The sequence below is a fragment of the Kitasatospora hibisci genome (assembly GCF_043950205.1).
Lineage (GTDB): Bacteria > Actinomycetota > Actinomycetes > Streptomycetales > Streptomycetaceae > Kitasatospora > Kitasatospora hibisci.
In genome coordinates this window covers 5771904-5796202 of record NZ_CP171642.1, presented here as the reverse complement: position 1 = coordinate 5796202, position 24299 = coordinate 5771904, and the positions used below count along the sequence as shown (strand labels likewise).

20 protein-coding genes are annotated in these 24299 nt (G+C 76.0%); 10 read left to right on the top strand and 10 right to left on the bottom strand.

Annotated elements, in window-relative coordinates:
* Nucleotide 1 precedes the first annotated feature (1 nt).
* From ACF9IK_RS25380 to ACF9IK_RS25370, 3 genes are all read right to left on the bottom strand, one after another.
* A complete protein-coding gene (locus ACF9IK_RS25380) occupies nucleotides 2–1519 on the bottom strand; it encodes a DHA2 family efflux MFS transporter permease subunit (RefSeq protein WP_395296402.1) in 1518 nt (505 codons plus the stop codon).
* A gap of 98 nt (nucleotides 1520–1617) precedes the next feature.
* Nucleotides 1618–2010, bottom strand: coding sequence for a type II toxin-antitoxin system death-on-curing family toxin (locus ACF9IK_RS25375; RefSeq protein WP_395296401.1), 393 nt, complete (start codon nucleotides 2008–2010; stop codon nucleotides 1618–1620).
* Nucleotides 2007–2348, bottom strand: a complete 342-nt coding sequence (locus ACF9IK_RS25370; RefSeq protein ID WP_395296400.1) for a hypothetical protein — start codon at nucleotides 2346–2348, stop codon at nucleotides 2007–2009. The genes ACF9IK_RS25375 and ACF9IK_RS25370 overlap by 4 nt, the downstream gene beginning before the upstream one ends.
* Before the next feature lie 147 nt (nucleotides 2349–2495).
* Between ACF9IK_RS25370 and ACF9IK_RS25365 the strand changes: the two genes are divergently transcribed.
* Nucleotides 2496–2945 (top strand): DUF3995 domain-containing protein, encoded by a 450-nt coding sequence (locus ACF9IK_RS25365; RefSeq protein ID WP_395296399.1) that lies wholly within the window; start codon nucleotides 2496–2498, stop codon nucleotides 2943–2945.
* A 44-nt stretch (nucleotides 2946–2989) separates the two neighbouring features.
* Nucleotides 2990–3775 (top strand): peroxide stress protein YaaA, encoded by a 786-nt coding sequence (gene yaaA / locus ACF9IK_RS25360; RefSeq protein WP_395296398.1) that lies wholly within the window; start codon nucleotides 2990–2992, stop codon nucleotides 3773–3775.
* A gap of 70 nt (nucleotides 3776–3845) precedes the next feature.
* On the opposite strand, the gene ACF9IK_RS25355 is transcribed toward yaaA, so the two are convergent.
* From ACF9IK_RS25355 to ACF9IK_RS25345, 3 genes are read right to left on the bottom strand one after another with little or no spacing between them, the layout of a single operon-like run.
* Nucleotides 3846–5018: a bifunctional RNase H/acid phosphatase gene (locus ACF9IK_RS25355; RefSeq protein WP_395296397.1), complete on the bottom strand. Its 1173-nt coding sequence runs from the start codon at nucleotides 5016–5018 to the stop codon at nucleotides 3846–3848.
* A gap of 4 nt (nucleotides 5019–5022) precedes the next feature.
* On the bottom strand, nucleotides 5023–5766 hold the full coding sequence (locus tag ACF9IK_RS25350) for a zinc ribbon domain-containing protein (RefSeq protein ID WP_395296396.1): 744 nt from the start codon (nucleotides 5764–5766) through the stop codon (nucleotides 5023–5025).
* A 23-nt stretch (nucleotides 5767–5789) separates the two neighbouring features.
* The gene (locus ACF9IK_RS25345; RefSeq protein ID WP_395296395.1) at nucleotides 5790–6626 is read right to left on the bottom strand and encodes a Nif3-like dinuclear metal center hexameric protein; all 837 of its coding nucleotides are present in this window, start codon (nucleotides 6624–6626) and stop codon (nucleotides 5790–5792) included.
* 673 nt (nucleotides 6627–7299) lie between these two features.
* Between ACF9IK_RS25345 and lanL the strand changes: the two genes are divergently transcribed.
* The 3 genes from lanL to ACF9IK_RS25330 all read left to right on the top strand — a co-directional run bounded on the left by lanL (nucleotide 7300) and on the right by ACF9IK_RS25330 (nucleotide 13373).
* Nucleotides 7300–10623, top strand: a complete 3324-nt coding sequence (gene lanL / locus ACF9IK_RS25340; RefSeq protein ID WP_395296394.1) for a class IV lanthionine synthetase LanL — start codon at nucleotides 7300–7302, stop codon at nucleotides 10621–10623.
* Nucleotides 10620–12620 carry a S9 family peptidase gene (locus ACF9IK_RS25335; protein WP_395296393.1) on the top strand — a complete coding sequence of 667 codons (2001 nt, stop codon included), beginning with the start codon at nucleotides 10620–10622 and terminating at the stop codon, nucleotides 12618–12620. The genes lanL and ACF9IK_RS25335 overlap by 4 nt, the downstream gene beginning before the upstream one ends.
* A 579-nt stretch (nucleotides 12621–13199) precedes the next feature.
* Nucleotides 13200–13373, top strand: a complete 174-nt coding sequence (locus ACF9IK_RS25330; RefSeq protein WP_395296392.1) for a hypothetical protein — start codon at nucleotides 13200–13202, stop codon at nucleotides 13371–13373.
* 136 nt (nucleotides 13374–13509) lie between these two features.
* On the opposite strand, the gene ACF9IK_RS25325 is transcribed toward ACF9IK_RS25330, so the two are convergent.
* A complete protein-coding gene (locus ACF9IK_RS25325; protein ID WP_395296391.1) occupies nucleotides 13510–14604 on the bottom strand; it encodes an alcohol dehydrogenase catalytic domain-containing protein in 1095 nt (364 codons plus the stop codon).
* 266 nt (nucleotides 14605–14870) lie between these two features.
* On the opposite strand from ACF9IK_RS25325, the gene ACF9IK_RS25320 reads away from it, so the two are divergent.
* The 4 genes from ACF9IK_RS25320 (at nucleotide 14871) to ACF9IK_RS25305 (ending at nucleotide 19337) form a co-directional block, all read left to right on the top strand.
* Nucleotides 14871–15524 (top strand): class I SAM-dependent methyltransferase, encoded by a 654-nt coding sequence (locus tag ACF9IK_RS25320; RefSeq protein WP_395296390.1) that lies wholly within the window; start codon nucleotides 14871–14873, stop codon nucleotides 15522–15524.
* A 270-nt stretch (nucleotides 15525–15794) separates the two neighbouring features.
* The gene (locus ACF9IK_RS25315) at nucleotides 15795–17123 is read left to right on the top strand and encodes a hypothetical protein (RefSeq protein ID WP_395296389.1); all 1329 of its coding nucleotides are present in this window, start codon (nucleotides 15795–15797) and stop codon (nucleotides 17121–17123) included.
* Nucleotides 17124–17130: 7 nt separating this feature from the next.
* Complete coding sequence (locus tag ACF9IK_RS25310) at nucleotides 17131–18207, top strand: N-acetylmuramoyl-L-alanine amidase (RefSeq protein ID WP_395296388.1); 1077 nt, start codon at nucleotides 17131–17133, stop codon at nucleotides 18205–18207.
* 230 nt (nucleotides 18208–18437) lie between these two features.
* Nucleotides 18438–19337 carry a hypothetical protein gene (locus tag ACF9IK_RS25305; RefSeq protein WP_395296387.1) on the top strand — a complete coding sequence of 300 codons (900 nt, stop codon included), beginning with the start codon at nucleotides 18438–18440 and terminating at the stop codon, nucleotides 19335–19337.
* Nucleotides 19338–19525: 188 nt separating this feature from the next.
* On the opposite strand, the gene ACF9IK_RS25300 is transcribed toward ACF9IK_RS25305, so the two are convergent.
* From ACF9IK_RS25300 to ACF9IK_RS25290, 3 genes are all read right to left on the bottom strand, one after another.
* On the bottom strand, nucleotides 19526–20605 hold the full coding sequence (locus ACF9IK_RS25300; protein ID WP_395296386.1) for a prenyltransferase: 1080 nt from the start codon (nucleotides 20603–20605) through the stop codon (nucleotides 19526–19528).
* Nucleotides 20602–21345, bottom strand: a complete 744-nt coding sequence (locus tag ACF9IK_RS25295) for a class I SAM-dependent methyltransferase (protein WP_313763482.1) — start codon at nucleotides 21343–21345, stop codon at nucleotides 20602–20604. Before ACF9IK_RS25295 ends, ACF9IK_RS25300 begins: the two co-directional genes overlap by 4 nt.
* Before the next feature lie 141 nt (nucleotides 21346–21486).
* Nucleotides 21487–22797: a glycosyltransferase family 4 protein gene (locus tag ACF9IK_RS25290; RefSeq protein WP_395296385.1), complete on the bottom strand. Its 1311-nt coding sequence runs from the start codon at nucleotides 22795–22797 to the stop codon at nucleotides 21487–21489.
* A 302-nt stretch (nucleotides 22798–23099) separates the two neighbouring features.
* Between ACF9IK_RS25290 and ACF9IK_RS25285 the strand changes: the two genes are divergently transcribed.
* Complete coding sequence (locus tag ACF9IK_RS25285) at nucleotides 23100–23840, top strand: TetR family transcriptional regulator (protein ID WP_395296384.1); 741 nt, start codon at nucleotides 23100–23102, stop codon at nucleotides 23838–23840.
* Nucleotides 23841–24299: the final 459 nt, after the last annotated feature.

Sequence of the window (24299 nt, the reverse complement as noted above, 5' to 3'; positions counted from 1 at the left end):
GTCATGGTAGCCGCTCGGGCGGCGCCTCCCGTACGCCGGGCCGGGCGGTGGGCGGCTCACCGCCGAGCCGGGCGGCCACCCGGGTCGCGGTGCCGGTCGCCCAGGCGGTCGTGGTGACCAGGCCCAGGACGAGGATGGCGGCGCCGAGGCCGGCCACGATCCACCAGCCCGCGTGGCTGGCCGGGGCGAAGCCGGTGAGCACCGGGCCGATCACGGCCGAGGTGACCACGGTGCCGATCACCGCGACGCCCAGCGACTGGCCAACCTGCCGGCTGGTCGAGGCGACCGCCGCCGCCACGCCCGCCTGGGCGCGCGGCATGCCGGAGACGGCGGCATTGGTGATCGGTGCGTTGACCATGCCGAAGCCGAACCCGAAGAGCGCGTAGGCGAGGAGCAGCAGGGCCGCCGGGGAGTCCGCCGCGAGCCGGGTGAGCAGCACACCGCTCGCCGCGAGGCCCAGGCCGGCCGCGACCAGCGGGCCGCGCGGACCCCGGCTGCCGACGATCCGGCCCGAGACCGGGGCGCAGACCAGCATCATCCCGGCCATCGGCAGCGTCCACAGGCCCGCCTCGACGGGGCTGAAGCGGCGGACGTCCTGGAGGTAGATGGTGTTGAGGAAGAGGAAGCCGCCGAGCGCGGCGAAGGCGCAGACCGCGGTCACGGTGGCGCCGGTGAACGGCGCGCTGCGGAAGAACCGCGGATCGACCAGCGGCTCGGCGACCCGCCGCTCCCAGAGCGGGAAGGCGACCAGTGCGGCCAGTGCGGCGGCGGCCAGCCCGACGATCAGCGGCGACGTCCAGCCGTGCTCCGGGCCCTCGATGATCGCGGCGGTGCCGCAGCCCAGCAGGACCACCATCAGCAGCTGTCCGACCGGGTCCAGCCGGCGGGCCCGGGGGGCGCGCGACTCGGGCACGTAGCGGGCGGTCAGCAGGCAGGCGGCCAGGCCGACCGGAACGTTGATCAGGAAGATCGACGGCCAGCCGGCCCCGTCCACCAGGAAACCGCCGAGCAACGGGCCGAGCGCCATCGAGATGCCCACCACACCGCCCCAGACGCCGATCGCCTGGGCCCGCTCACGCGGTTCGGTGAAGGTGTTGGTGATGATCGACATCGCCACCGGGTTGAGCATCGAGCCGCCGACGGCCTGCACCGCGCGGAACACCACCAGCCACTCCAGGCTCGGCGCCATGCTGCAGAGCAGCGAGCCGAGCACGAAGAGCAGCAGGCCGCTCTGGAACACCCGGCGCCGCCCGAAGCGGTCGGCCACCGAGCCGAACAGCATCAGCAGCGAGGCCAGTACCAGGGTGTAGGCGTCGATGACCCACTGCAGACCGGAGGCCTGGGCGCCCAGGTCCTTCTGGATCTCCGGGAGCGCGATGTTCACCACGGTGTTGTCGAGGCCGACGATGAACAGGCTCAGGCAGCAGATCGCCAGGATCAGCAGCCTCCGGCGCCGGCCGGGGGCCGGAGCCGCGGGGGCGGGGGCGGCGGCGGACGCCGCGGAGGCGGGTGCGGACACGGTCCGATCCTCCCACGCGGGCCCTTCCGGGCCGGTGCGGAACCGACCGTCCGGGTGGCGGGGTCCCCGGGCTCCGGGTGGCGGCCCGGCTGCCGTGCTCAGCGCCCCAGCAGCTCCCGGAGGTCCTTGGCGGCGAGGGCGACGTTGTCGTCGTAGCCGCCGGTGGCGAGCCGGAGCACGAAGGCGACGGCCGCATCCGGCGGCGGGTCGGTGTAGGGCTCGCCGTTGCAGTCGAGGAAGAGCAGCATCGCCTCGAAGGCGGTGCGCTTGTTCCGGTCGACCAGCGGGTGGTTGCGGGCGAGGCTCTGCCCGAGCGCGGCCGCCTTGGACCAGAGGTCCGGGTAGGCCTCCGCACCGAACAGGGTCGCCTGCGGGCGGCCCAGGGCGGAGAGCAGGGCGCCGGGATCACGGATGTTCTCCGGGCCGCCGGCCAGGTAGGTGACGTCCTCCAGGTCGAGGTACTCGGTCCCGGTTCCCCCCGGCCCGCTCACAGGTCCTTCAGCCTCTCCAGCGTCTCCGCGTTGGCCTCGCGGATCCGGCCGACCATGGCGGCGCGGCGCGCGGCGCGGTCGGGGCGCTCGTCGCGGACCGGCTCGGCCAGGGCGTCCGGGAGCTCGGACTGGCGGACTTCGAACGCGAGCTCCGCGCGGTCCGCACCCGGCGCCTCGCTGACCCGGACGCGGCCGGCCATCACGGCCTGGGCGGCCGCACGCAGCGCGAACTCCAGCGCCTGCCGGGTCTCCGGCGGCAGGTCCGCGGGCAGCCGGACGGACAGGGACTCCTCCACGGCGTCGCCGCCGGAGGCGAGGTCCAGGGGGTGCAGGGTCATCGCGTCACTCTCCTCGTTCAGCTCGACGATAGGGCGGGCAGGACGGCGGCGACACCGGTTTCGGGGCGGCTGGGGCGGGGCGCGTAAGGAGCCCTAGCGTGAGCAGCGAGGCATCGGTGCGGCGAAGGGGGCCGGGTGATGGGCGCGGTGACGACGACGGGGGCCGTGGTGGCCGGGGCACTGGCGGGGGCGGGGGTGCTGCACGCGGTCTGGGCGGTGTCCCCGTGGCCCCTGCGGACCTCCGCGGAGCTCGCGGACGCGGTGGTCGGCCGGGGCGACCGGATGCCGTCGGCCGCGGCGTGCCTCGCGGTGGCCGGGGCGCTGGGGGTGGCCGCGTACCTGGTGGGGGCGGAGGCCGGGGTGCTCCCGGCGGCGGGGCCGGCGCGGGTGCGGCGGGCCGGGGTGCGGACCGTCTCCGCGGTGCTGCTGGCGCGCGGTGCGGGCGGGCTGCTGTTGTCCGGCCTCGGGTCGGGCGGACGGTCGGCGCGGTTCCGCCGGCTCGACGTCCGCGCCTACTCGCCGCTCTGCCTCGCCCTCGGCGGCGGGGCCGGGGCGGTGGCGGTCGCGGGTTACCGGGAGGCGGACGCGGTTGCGTAGGGTGGCGGGGATCGCGTCCGACACAAAGTGTTGAGGAGTCCGCTGTGCTGGTGCTGTTGCCGCCCTCGGAGGGCAAGGCCGCGTCCGGGGACGGCGTGCCGGTCGCACTGGACGGGCTCTCGCTGTCCGGGCTGACGGCCGCGCGGACGCGGGCGCTGGAGGCGCTGGTCGGGCTCTGCCGGGGTGACGAGGACGTCGCCGCCGGGGTGCTCGGCCTGAGCCCGGGCCTGCGCGGCGAGATCGCCCGCAACGCGGGCCTCCCGACGGCGGGCGCGTTCCCGGCCGGCGAGGTGTACACCGGGGTGCTGTTCGACAACCTCGGGCTGGCCACCCTGGACGAGGCCGCGTACGACCGGGCCGAGCGTTCGCTGCTGGTCTTCTCCGGGCTCTGGGGCGCGGTGCGGATCGGCGACCGGATCCCGCCTTACCGCTGCTCGATGGGCGTGAAACTCCCCGGCCTGGGGGCGCTCGGGGCGTTCTGGCGGGGCGCGATGGAGTCCGTGCTGCCGGAGGCGGCGGACGGGCTGGTGCTGGACCTGCGCAGCTCGGCCTATGCGGCGGCGTGGAAGCCCGCCGGCGAGGTGGTGTCCCGGACCGCGACCGTCCGGGTACTGCAGGAGCGCGACGGCCGGCGCACCGTGGTGAGCCACTTCAACAAGGCGACCAAGGGCCGGCTGGTCCGCGACCTGCTGGTGGCCGGCGCCGAGCCGAAGACGCCTGGCGAGCTGATGGACGCGCTGCTGGAGCTGGGCCACCGGGTGGAGGTCGCGGCCGAGGGCACGGCCCGCAAGCCGTGGCAGCTGGACGTGGTGGTCACCGAGGTGCACTGACCGGCCAGGCCGGCCGCGGACCGCGGCGGGCGACCGCGGGCGGGCTCCGGTCCGGAGCCCGCCGCCGCGGTCAGCGCAGGTGCCCGGTGTCGTTGAGCAGCCGCACGGAGGCGTTGCCGTCCGCGTAGTACTGGACGGCGCAGAGCGAGGCGGCCGACAGCTCCATCCGGTACATCGAGTCCGGCGGTGCGCCGAGCGCCAGCCGGACCAGCGTCTTGATCGGGCTGACGTGCGAGACCACCAGCACCGTCCTGCCGGGGTGGCGGGCGAGGATCTTGTCGCGGGCGACCCCGGCCCGGTGGGTGAGGGTGGTGAAGCTCTCCGAGCTGCCGGTCGGCCTGGCCTTCGGCGAGGCGAGCCAGGCGTGGAGGTCGTCCGGGTGGCGCTCCTGCACCTCGGCGAAGGTCAGCCCCTCCCACGCGCCGAAGTCGACCTCGCGCAGCCCGTCCTCGTAGCGGACCTCCAGGCCGAGGCGCGCCGCGACGGTCTCCGCGGTCTCCCGGGTGCGGCGCATCGGGGAGCTGACCACGGCCTGGACGGAGCCGGCCGCGGCCAGCGCCGCGGCGGCGCGCTCGGCCTGCCAGCGGCCCTTCTCGGACAGCGCGGGGTCGCTGCCGCCGCTGCCGGAGAACCGCTTCTCCGGGGTCAGCGGGGTCTCGCCGTGCCGGAGCAGGACGAAGGTGGTCGGCGTGCCGAGGTCCGCGGGGGCGGCCCAGCCGGCCTTCGGGACGGCCTTCTCCAGCGGGGGCTCCACGGGCTCCGCCGCCGAGCCGGCGCCCCGCGGCGCGGCAGCCGTCCCGACGGGCGGCCCGGGCTCCCACGCGCGGCCGGCCTTGCCCGCGTCCATCGCCTCGTTGGCGAGACGGTCGGCGTCCTTGTTCCGCTCGCGCGGGATCCAGGTGTACTCGACCTGGCCGCGCGGCAGGACGGTGCGCGCCTCGGCGGCGAGCGGCTGCATGTCCGGGTGCTTGATCTTCCAGCGCCCGGACATCTGCTCCACCACCAGCTTGGAGTCCATCCGGACGTCCACCGAGGCGTCCGGGTCGATCTCCCGGGCCGCCTTCAGGCCGGCGATCAGGCCCTTGTACTCGGCCACGTTGTTGGTGGCGTGGCCGATGAACTCCGCGGCCCGGGCGATGATCTGGCCGGTGTCGCCGTCCCGGACCACCGCGCCGTAACCGGCCGGCCCCGGGTTGCCCCGGGAGCCGCCGTCGGCCTCGACGATGAGCCTGCGCCCGGCCACGGGATCAGACGCCCGAGTCGGCGGTGCGGACCAGGATCCGCGAGCAGTTCTCGCAGCGGACGACCTTGTCGGCCGGCTCGGCCTTGATGGCGTTCAGCTCGGTGATGGAGAACTCGGTGCGGCAGCCCTCGCAACGGCGCTGGTAGAGGCGGGCCGCGCCGACGCCGCCCTGCTGCTCGCGCAGCTTGGTGTAGGTCTTCAGCAGGTCGGCCGGGATGACGGCGGCCACGGTCTCGCGGTCGCGCTTGACCTTCTCGGCCTCGGCGTCGATCTCGGCGAAGGCGGCGTCGCGGCGGCCCTCCGCCTCGGTCAGCACGACGGTGGAGTGCTCCAGGCGGGCGCTCAGCTCGGTGACCCGGGTCTGGGCGGTCTCCAGCCGCTCCATGATCTCCAGCACGACCTCCTCCAGGTCCCCCTGACGCTTGGCCAGCGAGCCGATCTCGTGCTGGAGGTTCTCCAGGTCCTTCGGCGAGGTGATCGCGCCGGAGTCCAGGCGCTGCTGGTTGCGGGCGGCCCGGGCACGGACCTGCTCGACGTCCTGCTCGGCCTTGGTCAGCTCGCGGGCGGTGTCGCCCTGCTGGGCCTGGGCGGCGACGACCAGGTCCTTGAGCGCGGTGTGGTCGGCGGTGGCCTTGTCGATCTCGGCGTGCTCGGGCAGGCTGCGACGCCGGTGGGCCAGCTGGTCGAGCTTCGAGTCGATGGCCTGGAGGTCGAGCAGGCGGATCTGGTCGGCGGGCGCGGCGTTCAAGCGGAGAGCTCCTGTGAATCGGGTCAGGCGGTGAAGGACATGGGGGCGTGCGCGGTCCACGGGTCGGTGACCCGGTGGGAGACCTTGGTATCCACGGCCCAGCCGCGCTTCTCGGCGGCGCCGTGCAGCGCCCGCTCGGCCAGGGCGAGCCAGGGCCACTCGGTGGCCCAGTGCGCGGCGTCGAGCAGGGCGACCGGAGCCGCCTCGGCGGCCTCGGACGCCGGGTGGTGGCGCAGGTCGGCGGTCAGGTAGGCGTCGACGCCGGCCGCCCGCACCTCGGCGAAGAGGCTGTCACCGGAGCCGCCGCAGACCGCGACCCGGCTGATCAGCCGGGTCGGGTCGCCGGACACGCGCACCCCGGCGGCGGTGGCTGGCAGGCCCTCGGCGACCTGCGCGGCGAAGGCGGAGAGGGTGAGCGGGGGCTCCAGCAGGCCGACCCGCCCGCCACCGCGCCGGCCCAGCGGGTCCGTCGGGTCCGGCACCAGCGGACCGGTGACGCGGACGCCGACGGCCTCGGCCAGCGCGTCCGAGACGCCCGGGTCGGCGTGGTCGGCGTTGGTGTGTGCCACATGGAGGGCGATGCCGTTGCTGATCAGCGTGTGCACCACGCGGCCCTTGAAGGTGGTCGCGGCGACGCTGGTGGTGCCGCGCAGATAGAGGGGGTGGTGGGTGACGACGAGATCGGCCCCCCACTCCACGGCCTCGTCGACGACCGCCTGCACGGGGTCGACGGCGAAGAGCACGCGGCGGACCTCGGCCCGGGGGTCGCCGCAGACCAGGCCGACGGCGTCCCAGGACTCCGCCCACTGGGGCGGGTAGACCTCTTCGAGTGCGGTGATGACGTCGGACAGATTCGGCACCTGTCGAGACTACCGTGCGCGCAGGGGCGTCCGGGCCGCCCGGGCGGCCTCGGCGGTCGGGGCGGTCGGGGCGGGAGGCCGCGGTGCCGCGGGCGGGCGGGTGCGCGGGGCGGCCGGTGGTGCGGATCGGCGGCATGGGGGACGGGACGCACAGGTGCGCGTCAACCTGCGGTGAGCGGCGTTCGGGTGCCGTCGGGCCGCCCCCGCGCGCCGGTCCGAGCCGGTGTGCGAGCCGTCCGGGCGCCCCTGCCGCCGGGGTGCGCGGGTGCCGGCGCGCACACCGATCGGTTCGCACGAATTCGAAATCGCGCGCAGATCACCCTTACGAGTGAAGTGACTCGCCACGCATTGAGGCCGTGCCGAAACCGAAAGTAACTTCACTTCCGCGAATGGGAGTTGCCCCGACCGGGGGGTCGGAAGGGCGCTCCGCCGCAGGGGGGCCACCGGCTCGGACCGGCCCCGCGGCGGACGCGGCCGGGGCGGCACTCCCGTACTTCCGAGAAACCGATCAGGCCGTGGCCGCGTGCCCGGGTGCCGGAGCAGTGTGCACCCGGGGGGCGACCGCAGAGACGAAGGGGTGTGAAAGCGGATGGGGGCAGGCACATCGCTTCGGACGGCCGGGGGAACGGGATCGGCGGACCACGCGCCGCGTGCGGTCGGCGCGTGGTCGGAGGTGGCGCGGTCGGCCCTGGCCGGCGCCGGGAGCCGGGGAGGCGGCGGGGACTGGGACGTCACCGTCGACGGCTTCTGGTGCACGGCCAGGCCGACCCGGGGGGAACTGGCCGGGGAGGGCTGGAAGATCCACGTCAGCGCCGCGTCCGCGGTGGGGGGCGCGGTGCTGGCCGCCGCCGTCGAAACGCTGGCCGACGACCCGTGCGCATTCAGGTTCGCAGCCGGACAGGAGCAGTTGCACGAGCTCAACTCACGTAACAGCGAGAGGGGTTCGGCCGGCAAGTTCATCACCGTCTACCCGGCGGGCGAGGAGCAGTTCCGGCGGCTGGTCGCCGCCCTGCACCTGGCGACCGACGGTCTGCCCGGCCCGGTGATTCTCTCCGACCGCCCGTACCGGCCCGGCAGCCTGGTGCACTACCGGTACGGCGCCTTCGCGTCGCGCGCCGAGCTCGGCAACGACGGCGGGTACCGCTCGATGTTGCGCGGGCCGGCCGGTGAGCGGGTCGAGGACGTGCTCGGGGCGTCGTACCGGTGCCCGCCGTGGGTGCGCGATCCCCTGCGTGAGCCGGCGGGTCCGGCGGGAGGCTCGGACGACGGGCCCGCGGCGGGGCGCGGTGGTGGCGCGGGTCCCGGTCCCGACAGCCGCGCCGGCCGGCCGGGCGTCGGGGCCGCCGGTGGAGCGGGTGGGCGGTCCGGGACCGGCCACCGCCCCGGAGCGGCCAGGCCGACCGCCGCCCGGCGCGGCGCCGGCGGGGTACTGCTCGCCGGACGGTACGTGATCACCGGCGCGATCCGGCACAGCGCCAAGGGCGGCGTCTTCCTGGGGCGGGACACCGACAGCGGCGCGGAGGTCGTGGTCAAGCAGGCCCGCGCGCACATCGAGGTGGACCGCGCGGGGACCGACGCCCGGGCCGCCCTGCGGCACGAGGCGGCCCTGCTGACCGGGCTGGAGGGGCGGGGGCTGGCGCCGTATCCGGTCGAACTGGTCGAGCAGGACGACTCGCTCTTCCTCGTGCAGGAACGAATCGCCGGACAACCGCTGGACAGCTGGGTCGCGGCCCGGCTCCACCGCGACGGCAGCCCGGACGTCGACTGGGCCGAGGCCTGGCCGATGGCGCAGACGCTGCTCGACCTGCTGGAACGGGTCCACGAGCTGGGGCTGGTGCTGCGCGACCTCTCCCCCGGGAACGTCCTGGTGCAGCCGGACGGCTCGCTGCGGCTGGTCGATCTGGAGCTGGCCGCCGAGGCCGGCCGCAGGGTCGGCTCGGCCGGCACCCCCGGGTACCGGGCCCCCGAGCAGGGCCCGGGCCGGCTGGCCCTGGTCGGCCCGGCCACGGTCGGCCCGGCCGCCGGAGCCGGTGCGGGTGGCCGGCCCGGCCAGGTCACGGACGGCCTGTACGTGGCCGAGCCGGCGGCCGACCTCTACGCGCTCGGCGGGCTGTTCTTCCTGCTCGCCACCGGCCACGACCCGCTGCTGCCCGAGGACCTGCCGCACGCCCGCCCGGTCGCCGACCGGCTGGGCCGCTGGCTCGCCCTCGCCGCCCGCTCCGGCGACACCGCGCGACGGCTCGCACCGGTGGTGCTGGGGCTGCGGGCGGAGGAGCCGGAGCTGCGATGGAGCCTGAACCGGGTGCGGGAGGCCCTGGCGGAGGCGGCGCGCGGCGGCGTCCCCGTCACGGCGGCCGGGGTCTCGGGCGCGGGTGCCGTGGACCAGGAACCGGGTGCTGCGGACCAGGCGCCGGGTGCTGCGGCCGAGGGACGGACGGCCGCAGGTGCGGGGCGGGGTCCGGTCGGCGCGGAGACGGCGGGCCGCACCCGGGCGGAGGCCGTGCCGGCGGGCGTCGCGGCCGTCCTCGACCGCGTCCTGCACGACGGGCTCCGGCACCTCTCCGCGACCGCCACCCCGCTGCGGCGCGACCGGCTCTGGCCCACCGTCCCGGCCGGGCGGCAGTCCGACCCCTGCAATGTGCAGCACGGTGCCGCCGGCGTCCTGGCCGTGCTCACCCGGGCCGCGTCCACCGGAGGCCTTCCCGCCGACGTCCGGGAGGAGGCCCGGCGGACCGCCCGGACGGCCGTCGAATGGATCGAGCGCCGGTGCGCCGCCGAGCCGGTCGTCCTGCCCGGGCTGCACTTCGGGCGCTCGGGCGCCGCCTGGGCGCTGCTCGACGCCGCCGGAGCCCTGGGCGACCACGCCCTCGCCGAGCGCGCCGCCGAACTGGCCCGCCGGATAGCCGTCGAGTGGCCCAACCCGGACGTCTGCCACGGCGCAGCGGGCGCAGGCTTCCTCCAACTGCGATGCGCGGCGGAGGAGCTGGGCGAGGAGTCGGCGCAGGCCTTCCTGGACCGCGCGGTCCGCTGCGGGCACGGTCTGCTGGCCGCCGGCCGGACCACCGCCCACGGCACGGTCTGGCCGGTGCCGGAGGACTTCGAATCGGCGCTCGCCGGCATCGCCCACCTCGGGTTCGCGCACGGGGTCGCGGGGGTCGGCACGTTCCTGCTGGCCGCCGCAGAGGCAACCGGCGACCGGGCGTTGCTGGCCGGCGCTGCCGAGGCCGGGCGCACGCTCGCCGCCACGGTGCGGTGGGAGCCCGGCGCCACGTCAGAGGGCGGGCCGCAGGACGGGCGTCGCCTCGGGGACACGTCCGGCAGGGGGGACGCGCGCGGCCCCGGGGGCGCGGACGCCGGGGCCGGTGGCGGGTCCGCGGTTGCGTGGTGGCCGCAGGGCGCGGACGACCCGGAGCACATCCGGCTGGCCCACTGGTGCAGCGGGGCGTCGGGCGTGGGCACCTTCCTGCTGCGGCTCTGGCAGGTGACCGGCGATGCGACCGCACACCGGCTCGCCGTCGCCGCCGGGCGGGCGGTGCTGGCCGGCCGTTGGCACTGCGGCACCGGCGCCTGCCACGGGCTGGCGGGCGACGGCGACTACCTGCTCGACCTGGCCGAGGCCACCGGCGATGCGGAATTCCGGACGGGCGCAGAGGAGTTGGCCCACCTGATCGTGGCCAGGTCGGCACTGCGCGACGGCTTGCTGGTCCTGCCCGACGAGACCGGCACCGGCTGCGCCGCCGCGTACGGCACCGGGACGGCGGGCGCGCTCGCCTTCCTGCTCCGGCTCCGGCACGGCGGCCCCCGGCTGTGGGTGGACCCGGTGCCGGCGCACCCCGCGCACCGTCCGGGCGCCGGCGGGACGTCCGGGACCGATGACGCGCCGCGCGGCACCACCGGGGTACCGCGCCGGGCGGACGACGCGCCGGCCGGCACCGCCGGGTTGCGTCGCCGGCCGGGTGAAGCCCGGCCCCGGACCGGCGAGGTGAGGACGACATGAACGTGGTCATCGGCGCCGCGACGCAGGCCCTGCGCCGGCACAGCTTCACCTTCGCCGCCGACGGCAGCCACGCCGCCTGCCTGGCCTCCGCGGCCGACGGCGGCTGGTACGCGGAGAGTTGGCAGCTGCCCGCGACCGGCCCCGCCGTCCCGACCGCGCTGGCGCTGCCCGGCAACCGGTCCGAGAACCTCCACTCCCAACTGGTCGCGCTGCCCGACGGATCGGTCCTGATCTGCCGGCACGAGGGTGAGCGGCACGAGCTGGTGAGGCTCACCGCCGCCCCGCCCGGCACCGAACCGACAGTCCTGGAAACCCCGTTGGCCACGCTCCGACGCCCCGGCCTGCGGCTGCTGCCGCTCCCGGCGGACGCCCCGGCCGGCCCCGGCGCACCGGTCGCCGTCGCGCTGGGCGGCGACACCCGGCCGGCCACCACCGTCTGGCTGGTCCACGACGACGGGCGCGAGCCCCGGCAGGTCGCCGAGATCCCGGGACTGCACGGCGGCGGTGTCTGGCTCGACCGCGCCGGCTCACTGCTGGCGCTGGACCGGGTGGCCGACGGCATCGTCCGCAGCGTCGTGCTGGACCTGCGCAGCGGCGCGGTCACCCCGTTGCTGGAGATCGGCGAGCGCAGCAACGACCGGCTGGCGCTGTTCGACCCCGACAGCCGCTTCGCGATGGTGCGCAGCGACGCCCCCGGCAGCGACCGGCTCGGCTGGGGCGTGCTGGGCGGCGGCGAGCCGCTGCGGTTCCCCGAACGCCTGCACGTGGCGGGCGTGTTCCTGCGGCCGGTGGCGCTGCGGTCGGCCGCGGACGGGGTCCGCGTCGCGATCCAGATCGACCACGGTGCCGGCTCCTCGCTCGCGCTCTGGCGGCCCACGCTCGGACGACTCGACCCGCTGCCGGTGCCGCCCGGCCGGCTCGGCGCGGTGGCGCACTGGTCGGAGGCGGCGCTGCGGATGCCGTACTCCGCCCCCGACCATCCGGCAGCCCTGGCCGGCCTGGACGTGGACGAGCTGTTGGCGCACGGACCGGCCGCCCCCGGGTCCGGACCGGCCCCGCTGCCCCTGCAGCTGGCCCCGCTCGGCCCCGGCCTGCCCGGCCCATGGCGGGACACCGCCCTGCCAAGGCAGCCCGGCGATGCGCGCACCTCCGCCGCCGCACCGCCCGGTTGGCGGCTCGACGGCTCCACCCAGCCCGGGGACGGCGGCCGCTGGCACCCGGCGCAGAGCATCGAACTCGCAGGACCAGCAGGCCCGTTGGAGGCAGTGGTGTACGGCGGCGAGGCCTGGCTGAGCAGCCCGCACCTGGTCCTCGCCCTGCACGGCGGCCCGGCGGACGCCTGGCGGCTCGAGTTCGACCCCACCCTGCAGCGGATGGCGGCCGAGGGACTCGCCGTCGTCGCGCCGAACCAACGGGGATCCACGGGCTACGGGGTGGCGCACGCGATGGCCATCCGCGGTTCCTGGGGCGGGCCGGACCTCGACGACGTCCTGTACCTGCTGGACGGCATCGCGGGCCAGCGCGCGGCGCTCGGCCTGGAGCCGCCCGCCCTGTTCGGCGCGAGCTACGGCGCGTTCCTCGCCCTGCTGGCGGCCGCACACGCGCCGACCGAGCACGTCGCCCGCTGTGCGGTGGTCGCACCGTTCCTGTCCGGGGCCCGGCTGCTGGCCGAAGCAGCCGCCCCGGTACGGGCGTTGACCACGCGACTGGGAGGCGGCGAGCCGGTCGCCGACGCCCGCGGACCGCGCGACGTGCTCCAGCTCGCGCACCGGTTGAGCGCGCCGCTGCTGGTGGTGCACGGGGACCGGGACGAGGTCGTCCCGGTGAGCCAGTCCCGTTCGCTGCGGCACGAGTTGCTGCGGATCGGCCGGACCGAGGGCGCGGACTTCCGGTACGTGGAGGCGGCCGGCTCCGGGCACGAGGTGCTGGCGGAGGACGGTGCCGCCGTGCTCCACGAGCTGCTGGCGGCGTTCCTGCGCACCGGCCGACCGGGGTAGCGGCCGGGGCCCCACGGCCGGGGCGGCGGCTGCCGGTACGCCGGCCGCCGGTACGCCCTCGCCCCGATCACCGCGATGCCGGCCGACCCGGCCGACCCGGCCGCCGCGCCGCCCTCGCCGGCGCCACTCTCGACGCGGCCACCGCCCGATGGGCCGCCACAGCGCCCCGCGCCCCGGCATGGGAAGTCGGGCAGGCCGACCTCCTGCGCAGCCCTCGCCGCCCCCTCCGCGGGCCCGCCGGCCGCTGCGGCCGGACGGCGACGCGGGAGCACCCGCCCGGCACGGCGACCTCCGGACACCGTCCCCGCTCCACCGCGAACCGGTCGGCCACCGGCCGGGGTCGACCGGCCCTCGTGTCGGCCGTTATCACGCCGGACCGCTCCCCGGGCACCCGTCGTGATCTCGATAGGATCTTGTCCACCCGTGCGGCTATGGTGGCCGGGGCACGGGCCGTGATCACCGGCTCCGGCGCGGCCCACGCGGCCGATCGCACCGGTCACGCCGGTCACGCGCCCACTCGCGCCCGTGGCGCCAGTCAGGCGCCGAAGCATCCGCCCCCTCCCACGGAAGACGATCTTGATGTCCGACACCCTCACCGACACCACCGGACCCGCGGCCAACGGGACCGACGCCGACGAGATCACGGCCGAGGACACCGCGTCGCACGGCCGCCACCGCGGCCGTTCCGCCGCCGACGACAGGCCCGAGGTCGACCCGCACGGCCGGCACCGCGCCGCCGCCGCGCAGAACTGAACCCCGGCGCCACGTCGCGTCGAGGGCCCGCCGGTCACCCACCCCGGCGGGCCCTTCCGTTCGCCGAGGGCGCCGGCCCCGGCGACTCGGCCCTGGGCACGGTCACCGGCCACCGGCCACCGACGACCCCACCGACTCAGTCCAGCGTGACGACGGTCCGCAGCGCCTCGCCGCTCCGCATCTGCGTGATGGCCTCGTTGACGTCCGCCAGGCCGACCCGGTGGGTGACCATCCCGGCGAGGTCGATCCGCCCGGCCCTCCACAGGTCCACCACCAGCGCGACGGTGCGCGGCACCGGCGCCCCGCCGTACAGCGAGGGCAGCAGGCGCTTCTCGTTGAAGAACAGCTCGCCCATGGTGAACTGCGCGAGGTCGTCCTGCGCTCCGGCACCGATCACCACCACCGCGCCGCCGCGCCGCGCCGCGTCGTACCCGGCCCGTACGGTGGCCGCCCGGCCGACCGCCTCGAAGACGTAGTCGAACCCGCCGCCCGGCAGGCCCTTCGCGAGACGCTTCAGCTCCTCGGGGGCGAGCGCGTCGGTGGCCCCGAAGGCCAGCGCCCGCTCGCGCCGCGAGTCGACCGGGTCCACCACCGCGATCCGGCCGGCGCCGCAGACCCGCGCACCCTGCACGGTCGCGACGCCCACGCCGCCCGCACCGATCACCGCGACCGAGGCGCCCGGCTCGACCCGCGCGGTGTGGACGGCGGCACCGATGCCCGTGGTCACCCCGCAGCCGATCAGGGCGGCCAGCTCGTACGGCAGGTCTTCGGGGACCTTGATCACGGCGTCGCGCTCGACCACCACCTCCTCGGCGAACGAGCCCGTGCCGTAGAAGCCGGAGGCCTCGACCGGTCCGCCCGCGCCGTCCTCATCGAAGCGGAAGCCCGGCGCGCCGAGCCGGCGCAGGCTGCTCACGCAGAGGTGCCCGCGACCGCGCTCGCAGTGCACGCAGCTGCCGCAGGGGGGCATCCAGCAGAGCACCACCCGGTCACCGACCTCGACCCCGGTCACGCCCTCGCCGACCTCGACGACGTCCCCGGCACCCTCGTGTCCGGGCACGAACGGCGCGGGCTGCGGCAGGACGCCGTTCATCGCCGAGAGGTCCGAGTGGCAGAGGCTGGCCGCCCGCAGGCGGACCCGCACCTTTCCGGGGCCGAAGCCCACGGCCGCCACGTCGTCGCGGACGTCGAGCGTGTCCTGGCCGGTCTTGTGCAGGATGGCTGCGCGCATGGGGCTGCTCCCGTCCCCTCGGATCGGTGGGTCGGAGCCGATTCTGGCACGACGCGCCCGCGCGTAGTAGAACACGTTCCACCCGCAGGCCCGGGGCGCCCCGGGCCGCGGCGGCACCCGGCACAGCCGGGCAGGTCGCAGGCGTTGCAGGTCGGCGGCGGCACCCGGTGGGCCGGGCCCGGGGCCGGGGGCGACGGCGGGCCGTACCGTCGAGTAGGGTCCGACGGCGAAGCAGCCGCCCCGATCACCCCGGCAAGGAGCCCCGCATGTCCGACCTCCTGGAGACCGTCCGCCCCGGGGCCGACGTGCTGGCGGCGTTCGAGGGCGCGACCGGCTTCATGCCGGTCGACGAGGGCCTCGCGCTGTACGCCGCCGCCGTGACGGCCGCGCGGCGCACCGGGCTGCCGGCGCTGGAGATCGGCACGTACTGCGGACGGTCGGCGATCCTGCTCGCCGGGGCGGCCCGGGAGACGGGGACGGTGGCGCTCACCGTCGATCACCACCGCGGCTCCGAGGAGCAGCAGCCCGGCTGGGAGTACCACGACCCGGAGCTCGTGGACCCGGAGGTGGGCCTGATGGACACGCTCCCCCGGTTCCGCCGCGCGCTGCACGCGGCCGGTCTGGAGGAGCACGTGGTCGCGCTGGTGGGCCGCTCTCCGCAGATCGCCGCGCTCTGGGGCGGCCGGCTCGGCCTGGTCTTCATCGACGGCGGCCACACCGACGAGCACGCCACCGGCGACTACGAGGGCTGGGTGCCGCACCTGGCGCCCGAGGGCCTGCTGGTCGTGCACGACGTCTTCCCCGACCCGGCGGACGGCGGCCAGGCGCCCTACCGGGTGTACCTGCGGGCGCTCGCCGAGGGCTTCGAGGAGATCTCGGTGACCGGTTCCCTGCGCGTGCTGCGCCGCACCACCGGCTGACCGCACCGCGGACCGACCGCACCGCCGGCGGCCGGCCGGGCCCCGCGCTCCCGCCGTACCCCCGGGCAGATCCGCCGACCGCCCCCACAGGCGATCACGGATGCTCTAACGTCGTGCCGGGGCTGTCGGGCGGGGGTTCGAACGGTACGGTGTCCGCGCGGCCGTTCGGCCGGAGCGGCAGGCGACCGGGCAGCCCCCAGGACGGGCCGCACGGACACGCGGCGACACGACACCAGGCAGAGCATCCGGCGGACTGTGGGGGCCAGCACAATGACCGACCAGCAGAACACCGCTCCGGCGGTCTGGGACCCCACCGCGCGCGGCGGCGCCGGCGGCTGGGTCCGCGGCCCGCAGCAGCAGCCCGCCACCGCGGCCGCGCCGAACCCCACCGTGCCCCCGGCCCCGCCCGCCGGAGCGCTCCAGCCGCCGGCGCAGCCGTCCCTGGCCCCGCAGCCGCCCCACTCGCCGATGGTCCAGCCGCCCGCGCCGGGCGCCGTCGGCGACCAGGGCCCGCCGCTCGGCGCACGCCCGTACCTGGCCCCGGCCCCCGGCCACGACGCCCCGACCGCGGCGGCCTTCCCGGCGTCCGCCCCGCCGGCCGCCCCCGGCGCGGGCTTCCCGGACCACGCGGCCCCGCAGAGCCGGGGTCCGTACCCGGGCGCCCCGCAGCCCCCGGCCGGTGCCCCCGGCTACCCTGCGGCCCCGCCCCAGGCGCCCCAGGGCGCCCCGTACCCACCGCAGAGCCACCCCCAGCAGGCGTACCCGCAGCCGTACGACGCCGCGCCCTACGGCTCCCAGCCCTACGGACAGGCCTACGGGCAGCCGGACTACGCCACCGGCTACGAGGACCTGGACGACGAGGACCGCCCCGGCAACAAGCGCGCACCGCTGCTGCTCGCCTTCGCCGTGCTGTTCGTGCTGGCGCTCGGCGGCGGCATCCTCTGGGCGGTGAAGGACAAGGGCTCCTCCTCCGACCAGGCCGCCCCGGCCCCGTCCGCCACCGCGGACGCCCCGACCGGCTCCGGCAGCCCGCAGCCCGCCCCGGTGCCCACCGACGCGGCCGGCGCGCCGAGCCCGACCGCCGGCGACACGGCCTCCCCCGGCGCGTCCGCCAGCCCGACGGACGGCGCGCCCGGCCCCAACGCGCAGAGCCAGGCGAAGGCGCTGGACGAGCTGCTGACCCAGGGCGAGAGCGCGAAGGCGCCGATCGGCAACGCGGTCGCCAAGGTGAACAGCTGCCCCGCCAAACCGGACATCGACAGCTCGGCGCAGGTCTTCGACAACGGCGCCAAGCAGCGCGACCAGCTGCTCACCAAACTCGCCGCACTGTCCGTCACCGACCTGCCCGGCGGCGCGGAGGCGGTGGCCACGCTGAAGTCGGCCTGGCAGCTGTCCGCCGACATCGACCGCGCGTACGCGAGCTGGGCGCGGTCGGTATCGGCCCAGGGCTGCTCCGGCACCGCCCCGAACACCGCCGACAAGAAGCGCGCCGACGAGCTCAACCCGCAGGCCACGCAGGCGAAGAAGGACTTCGTGGCGAAGTGGAAGCCGATCGCCGACACCTACGGCCTGACCACGCGCACCCAGGACAGGATCTGAACCACCCGTGACCCGCACCACCCCCGGCACGCGCGACGACAACGACCGGCCCCGCCGTTCCCTCCTGCTGCGCACCACCACCGTGGTGGGCGTCGTGGTGCCGCTCTGCCTGGCCGGCTGGCTGGGCTGGCAGGCCGTCGGAGGCCACGACCGAGCGGACGGCACGGCACCCGCCGGTGCGGCCGGCACCCCCAGCGGGACGAGCGGGTCGGGGACGGCCGGCCCGGACGGCGCCGGGACCGGCACGGCGGCGGCCCCGCCGAGCTCTCCCGCGGCGCCCTCCGCCGCCACGCCCGCCGAGGCAGCCCCCGGCGCCACGGGCACCACGGCGCCGTCCGCCGGACCGGGCACCACGGCGCCGGTCGCCTCGGCTCCCGCCGCCTCCGGAGGCCCCGGGGCGTCCTCGGCCACAGCGCTCACCGGCCGGACCGTCCTGCTCGACCCCGGCCACAACCCCGGCAACTTCGCCCACACCACCGAGATCAACCGCCAGGTGGACATCGGCAACGCCCGCAAGGAGTGCGACACCACCGGCACCTCCACCAACGCCGGCTTCACCGAGGCCGAGTTCACGCTGGACGTGGTCCGCCGGGCCCGGGCGATCCTCACCGCCCGCGGCGCCACGGTGGTGCTGGTCCAGGACGGCGACCGGCCGTGGGGCCCGTGCATCGACGAGCGCGCCAGGGCCGGGAACGAGGCGCACGCCGACGCGGCGGTCTCCGTGCACGGGGACGGCGGTCCGGCCGGCGGCACCGGCTTCCACGTGATCATGCCCGCCAAGGTGGTCGCGGGGAAGGCGGACACCTCGGCGATCGTCGCGCCCTCGCACCGGCTCGGCCTGCTGCTGCGCGACGGCTTCCGCTCGGCCACGGGTGAGCCGTACGCCGACTACACGGCGAGTCAGGGCCTCGACACCCGCTCCGACCTCGGCGGGTTGAACCTCTCGAACGTCCCCAAGGTGTTCATCGAGTGCGGTAACATGCGCAACTCGACCGACGCCAAGCGGATGACGGACCCTCAGTGGCGCCAGCAGGCGGCCCAGGGGATCGCCGACGCGCTGACGACGTTTCTGACCACGCGGTAGGCGGCGGGAAGGATCCGGACCGCGTCCGGATGGGAAGGAACCGTCCGACCCGATGGTGGACGGCAGGGGGACGGACGCGCGCAGTTTGCAACGACTTCGCCCCATTCCCGAGCCCGCTGTGCACCCGCGAGGCGGTTGGCCCTAGGCTTCTGGTCCGTTCGGAGTTTCCGGGCCGGCCAAGCCGACCACGCAAAACCGCCGACCACGACACACCAACGAGGGGAACGTTAGTGAATCTGCGCGCTCTCACCAGGGGAGACGCCGCCGTCGCAGGTGCGGCCGTCCTGCTCTTCATCGCATCCTTCCTGCCGTACTGGACCGTTGACTGCAGCGGCAGGTACTGCGGCGACACCTCGACGAACGCCTGGGACAGCGACCTGTTCCCCATCCTGCCCTCGGTCTTCCTGCTCGGCATCATCGCCGCCGCGCTGATCCTGGTGCAGCGTTTCCAGGGCGCCGCCGCCACCAACCGCCAGGTGCTCGGCCTGCGGCTGGACCAGTGGGGCGTCGCCTTCGCCGTCACCGCGCTCTGGACCTCGATCTGGGCGCTGGGCGGCGGCCCGAAGGGCCTGGACCACGGCTTCGGCGCCTGGCTCGCCGTCATCGCGCTGATCGTGCTCGCCGGTGCGGCCGCGGCCGGCCCGCTGGTGCCCGCCCTGAAGGCCCCGCTGGTGACCGACAAGCCGGCCGCCCCGCAGGGCTTCGCCGGCGGCTACCCGGCCCCGCAGCCGGGCCAGCCCGGCCAGTACGGCTACCCGGCCCAGGGCCAGGACCCGCACCAGGCGCAGTCCCCGGCCTTCGGCGGCCAGCCCGGCGGCTACGGCTACCCGGCCCCGCAGCCCGGCCAGCCGCAGGACGCGGCGGCCCAGGCCGGCCCGCAGCCGGCCCCGGCCGGCCAGGCCCAGCCCGCCCCGGGGGCTCCGTCGGCCGACTTCGCGCCGTTCTGGTTCGCCGTTCCGGCGCCGCGCCAGCTGGCCGCGAAGGACAACCCTGCCGGCGGCCCGGTCGGCGAGCTGATCCCGGGCACCTGGTACCTGGCGGTCGAGCAGCGCGGCACCGCGCTGGTCGCCCAGCTCCAGGACGGCACCCAGGGCGTGCTCGTCGACACCACGGGCATCCAGCGCGGCTGACGTCCGGACGACGGACAGCACCATGCCGAAGGGGGCGGGACCGGATCTCTCCGGTCCCGCCCCCTTCGGCGTCCACCGGGCCCTGACGCCGACTCCACGGGCGCGCGACCGCGCGGAACGCAACGGCACCCGGGCGCGCGGCCCCGCAGGACGCAACCGTTCACGGGCACGCGACCCCGCCGGGCCGCTCAGCAGCAGTCCTGGACCACCAGCCCGGTCGGCAGGTCGTCGCCGCCGAAGACCGCCACCGTGGCCGGGTCGCCGCCGAGCGCGGCCACGGCCAGCAGCAGCGCCCCCGCCGTCCAGGTCGTGCGTTCCTCGGGCCAGATGGCGTCGTCCTCGAACACGTACCCGGTCCAGTACGAGCCGTCGGCGTGCCGCAGGTGCTTCTGGATCCAGCGCAGGATGTCCACCGCGCGGTCGGATTCACCCACCGCCCAGAGCGCCAGGGCCAGTTCGGCACTCTCGCCGCCGGTCACCCAGGGCCGGTCGCTGACGCAGCGGACGCCCAGGCCCGGGACGACGAAACGGTCCCACTCCCGCTCGATCCGCTCCAGCGCGGCCGGGCCGCGCAGCGCGGTGCCGAGCACCGGGTAGTACCAGTCCATCGAGAAGCGGTCCTTGTCCAGGAACCGCTCGGGGTGGTGCGCGATCGCGTGCCGCAGCCGACCGGCCGCCAGCTCCCAGTCGGGCTGCGGCTCCTCCAGGTAGTCGGCGATCGCCAGGCCGCAGCGCAGGGCGTGCAGGATGCTGGAGGAACCGGTCAGCAGCGCCTCGTCGGTCGCCGCGCCGTTCTCGGCCACCCGCCACGCGATCGGTCCGCCGGGCAGCCGCAGGCCGACGATGAAGTCCAGCGCGCGCCGGACGACGGGCCAGATCCACTCCAGGAAGGCGTCGTCGCCGGTGCTGAGGTGGTGGTGCCAGACGCCGACCGCGACGTACGCGCAGAAGTTGGTCTCCTTGGCGGCGTTGACCACCTCGCCGTCCGGGCCGCCGTGCCCGTAACCGTAGGCCGCGTACCAGGAGCCGTCGGCGTTCTGGCGGTCCGCCAGCCAGCGGTAGGCGGCCTCCGCGGCCGCGTGCTCGCCGGCCGTGTCGAGGGCCATCGCCGCCTCGGTGTGGTCCCACGGGTCGAGGTGGTGCCCGGTGAACCACGGTATGGCGCCGTCGCGCTGCTGCTCCGCGAGGATGCTGCGGACGGTGCCGGCGGCCTGCTCGGCGTCGAGCACCCCGTCCAGCAGCAGCACCTCGGGAACGGCGGCGGTCACGCCACCCCGCCCGGAGCGCGGTTCGGCTTGGAGGCGTAGGCGACGAAGCTCTTGCCGATGACCGGGTTGAGCGCCTTCTCGGCGGCCTTGGTGAGGGTGCTGATCACCGGGGTGCCGACGATGTCCCAGACCAGCAGCTGGTGGTAGGCCTTGACCGGCAGCGCCTTGTCGTTGTCCACGCCGACGGCGCACTTGATCCACCAGTACGGCGAGTGCAGCGCGTGCGCGTGGTGGGTGCCGTACGGCTCCAGGCCGGCGTCCTTGAGCTTGCCGAGCAGCTCGTCGCCGCGGTAGATCCGGATGTGACCGCCCTCGACCTCGTGGTACTCGTCGGAGAGCGCCCAGCAGATCTTCTCCGGCAGCCAGCGCGGCACGGTGACGGCGAGCAGGCCGCCGGGCTTGAGCACCCGGAACATCTCGTTGAGCACGCCCTTGTCGTCCGGGATGTGCTCCATCACCTCGGAGATGATGATCTTGTCGAAGTACTCGTCCTCGAACGGAAGGGCCAGCGCGTTGCCCTCGATCGCGACCGCCGACGCGCCCTCGGGGGCCTCGCCGGCCTGCTCCATGGCCGCGAACCACTTCCTGACCTCGGCGATCTCCTCGGTGTTCTGGTCGAGGGCGACCACGTTGGCCCCGCGCCGGTAGCACTCGAACGCGTGCCGCCCCCCGCCGCAGCCCAGGTCGAGCACCCGGTCGCCAGGGGCGAGCGGGAAGCGCGAGAAATCAACGGTCAGCACTGCGGGCTCCCATTCCTTTGGTACCAAACGTTTCCGGCCCGGGCCGACCTGGAGCCGGGCCCGAGCCGACCTGGAGCCGGCCGCCGCGAGCTTCGCCGGGCCTGGCCCGGCGCGGAGCGGACGGCACGGCCCGACGCGCCGTCAGGCGACATAGCGCCAGCCCGGACCGGAGCGGGCCCGCCGCCCGGTCCCGGTGGCGATCGCCTCCCGGTAGGCCTCCGCGGTCAGTTCGGCGGCCCGCCGCCAGGTGAACCGCTCCAACACCCGCTCGCGACCGGCCTCGCCGAGGGTCCGGCGCAGTTCCGGGTCGTCCAGCAGCCGGCCGAGCGCGGCCGCCAGCGCGCCCGCGTCGCCCGGGGGCACCGCCAGGCAGGTCCCGCCGTCCGGCCCGGCCACCTCGGGGATCGCCCCGCCGGTGGTGGCGACCAACGGCGTGCCGGTGGCCATCGCCTCGGCGGCCGGCAGCGAGAAGCCCTCGTACAGGGACGGCACGCAGGCCACCTCGGCCGAGCGGTACAGGTCGACCAGTTCCTCGTCGGTCAGCCCGGTGCGGAACTCGATGTGCTGCTCCAGCCCGAAGCGCCGCACCGCGTCCGAGACCGGCCCCTGCTCCTTCTGCGGCTTGCCGACCACGACCAGGTGCGCGTCCCGCTCGGTGCGGACCTTCGCCAGTGCCTCCACCAGGTGGACGAGCCCCTTGAGCGGGACGTCGGCGCTGGAGGTGGTGACGATCCGGCCGGACACCCGGGCGATCCGATCGGACGGCGACCAGAGCCGGGTGTCGGCGCCGATCGGCACCACCGAGACCGCGCCGGGCGCGGCGCCCAGGTGTTCGACGATCTCCCGCTTCGAGGAGCCGGAGACGGTGACGATGTGATCCAGCCGCGCGGCGACCCGGCGCTGCATCCGGGTGAACGCGTACCAGCGGCGGAGCGAGAGCCGCCGCAGCCGGGTGGTGGCCGCGTCCAGCTCCAGCTGCCGGTCGACGGTGATCGGGTGGTGGATCGTGGTGACCAGCGGAAACCCGTGCCGGGCCAGCCCGAGCAGGCCGTAGCCGAGGGTCTGGTTGTCGTGCACCACGTCGTAGCGGCCCTTGTGCCGGGCCAGGAACTGGCGGGCGCGGAGCGAGAACGTCAGCGGCTCGGGGAAGCCGCCGGTGCGCATGGCGGCGACCTCCAGCACGTCCACCAGACCGCGGTACTCGGCGAGGGCGGGGGTGCGGAAGGGATCGTCGGCGCGGTAGAGGTCCAGGCTCGGCAGCTCGACCAGGCGGACCGAGCCGGGGCCCTCCACCTCGTCCAGCACCGGGTACGGCTGAGCGCCGATCACGTCCACGTGGTGCCCGAGGCGGGCCAGTTCACGGGAGAGGTGACGTACGTACACGCCCTGGCCACCGCAGAACGGGTCGCCGCGGTACGACAACAGGGCGATCCGCAGCGGCTGCGCGGTCATCGTCGGCCCCCATCTCTGCTGCTAGGTGTGCTGCCGGTCGGCTGCCGGGTGTGCCGCCGGTCGCTAAAGTAGATCAGGTTTCAGTGTGGTGTGGAGTTCACCAGTGACCATGTGAACAATGAGAGACCTCGAAGATACCGGCCCGTAGCATTCCGTCAGACGCCAGGGCTGGTGATTCACGCCACGCCGGACCACCCGACCGGACCCGCCGGAGCGGCTCCGCCGGACCGGTTCCGGACCGGTTCGGAACCACGTCGGAACCATGTTGGACACCTCGCCACTCTCGCGCCCCGGGAGCATCCTTGCCGTCGTCCGCCACGCCCGCGCCCACCACCGTTCCCACCGCCGACGCCGCGGATCCGACCGTTCCCCCGGCCGGGGCCACGGCCCCGCCGGCCGACTCCTCCTGCAGCCCGCCGCCCGGCCCGCCCACCACTGCTCGGCCCGGGTCGTGCGCGACCGACCCGCCACTGACCGCACTGACCGCGCGCCAGGCCGAACGGCGCCGGCGGATCCTGCGCGCGGCCACCGCCCTGGCCGCCCGCGGCGGGTACGAGGCGGTGCAGATGCGCGAGGTCGCGGAGGGCGCGCAGGTCGCACTCGGCACCCTGTACCGGTACTTCCCGTCCAAGGTGCACCTGCTGGTGGCGGTGATGCTGGAACAGCTCCAGGGCCTTCAGGAGCAGGTCAGGCGCCATCCGCCGGCCGAGCGGGAGCCGGCGCCGCGGGTCGCCGAGACGCTCACCCGGGCGTTCCACGCGCTCCAGCGCGAGCCGCTGCTGGCCGAGGCGATGGTCCGGGCCCTCTCCTTCGCCGACCGCTCGGTGAGCGCCGAGGTGGACCTGGTGAGCTCGGCCACCGGGCAGTTGATCCTCGACGCGATCGGCCAGTCCGGCCCGCCCACCGAGAGCCAGCGTGCCGCCGTCCGGGTGATCGAGCACACCTGGCACTCCGCCCTGGTGTCGTGGCTCTCCGGCCGGGCCTCGATCGCGGAGGTCCGCGCCGACCTGCACACGGCGGCGCAGCTGCTCACCCTGCCCTGAGGGGTGCGCGGAACCGGCCCGCGCTCCGTCGGGGCAGGGCCGCGCCGATTCGGGGCCGTCCCTCGCCCCGTTCCTCCACCGTGTCTCCCCCGGGCCTCCGCCGACCCTCCCCCGGCTCTCCCCGTCCGCCCGACTCCCGCCCCCGCCCCCGGCACGCCCGGGCGAGGCCTCGGACGCCCCCACGGCCGCGGCCGGCCCGGCGCACCGGGCCGCGCCGGGCCGCGAGTGGAACGTGTTCTCGCCCACGTCGGTCCGACGGGCTCCGCGCGGCGGCTAGAGTCGACGGGCAAGACAACTCCATCCCGCTTCTCCCCCGGGGAAAGCCGGTGCGAATCCGGCACTGACCCGCAACCGTGAGCCCGGCGCCGGACGGCCGGGCGAGTCGGATTGCCCGGGGCGAAGCGAGCGGCCAGTCCGGGCAGGAGCAGCGCCCGGCACCGTCGAGGACTACGGATCGGC

What these genes read in the sequence shown, in the direction of transcription:
- ACF9IK_RS25320 (WP_395296390.1), top strand. Translation starts at nt 14,871, where the DNA reads ATGTCCGACCTCCTGGAGACCGTCCGCCCCGGGGCCGACGTGCTGGCG.
- ACF9IK_RS25290 (WP_395296385.1), bottom strand. Translation starts at nt 22,797, where the DNA reads ATGACCGCGCAGCCGCTGCGGATCGCCCTGTTGTCGTACCGCGGCGAC.
- ACF9IK_RS25370 (WP_395296400.1), bottom strand. Translation starts at nt 2,348, where the DNA reads ATGACCCTGCACCCCCTGGACCTCGCCTCCGGCGGCGACGCCGTGGAG.
- ACF9IK_RS25335 (WP_395296393.1), top strand. Translation starts at nt 10,620, where the DNA reads ATGAACGTGGTCATCGGCGCCGCGACGCAGGCCCTGCGCCGGCACAGC.
- ACF9IK_RS25325 (WP_395296391.1), bottom strand. Translation starts at nt 14,604, where the DNA reads ATGCGCGCAGCCATCCTGCACAAGACCGGCCAGGACACGCTCGACGTC.
- ACF9IK_RS25315 (WP_395296389.1), top strand. Translation starts at nt 15,795, where the DNA reads ATGACCGACCAGCAGAACACCGCTCCGGCGGTCTGGGACCCCACCGCG.
- ACF9IK_RS25330 (WP_395296392.1), top strand. Translation starts at nt 13,200, where the DNA reads ATGTCCGACACCCTCACCGACACCACCGGACCCGCGGCCAACGGGACC.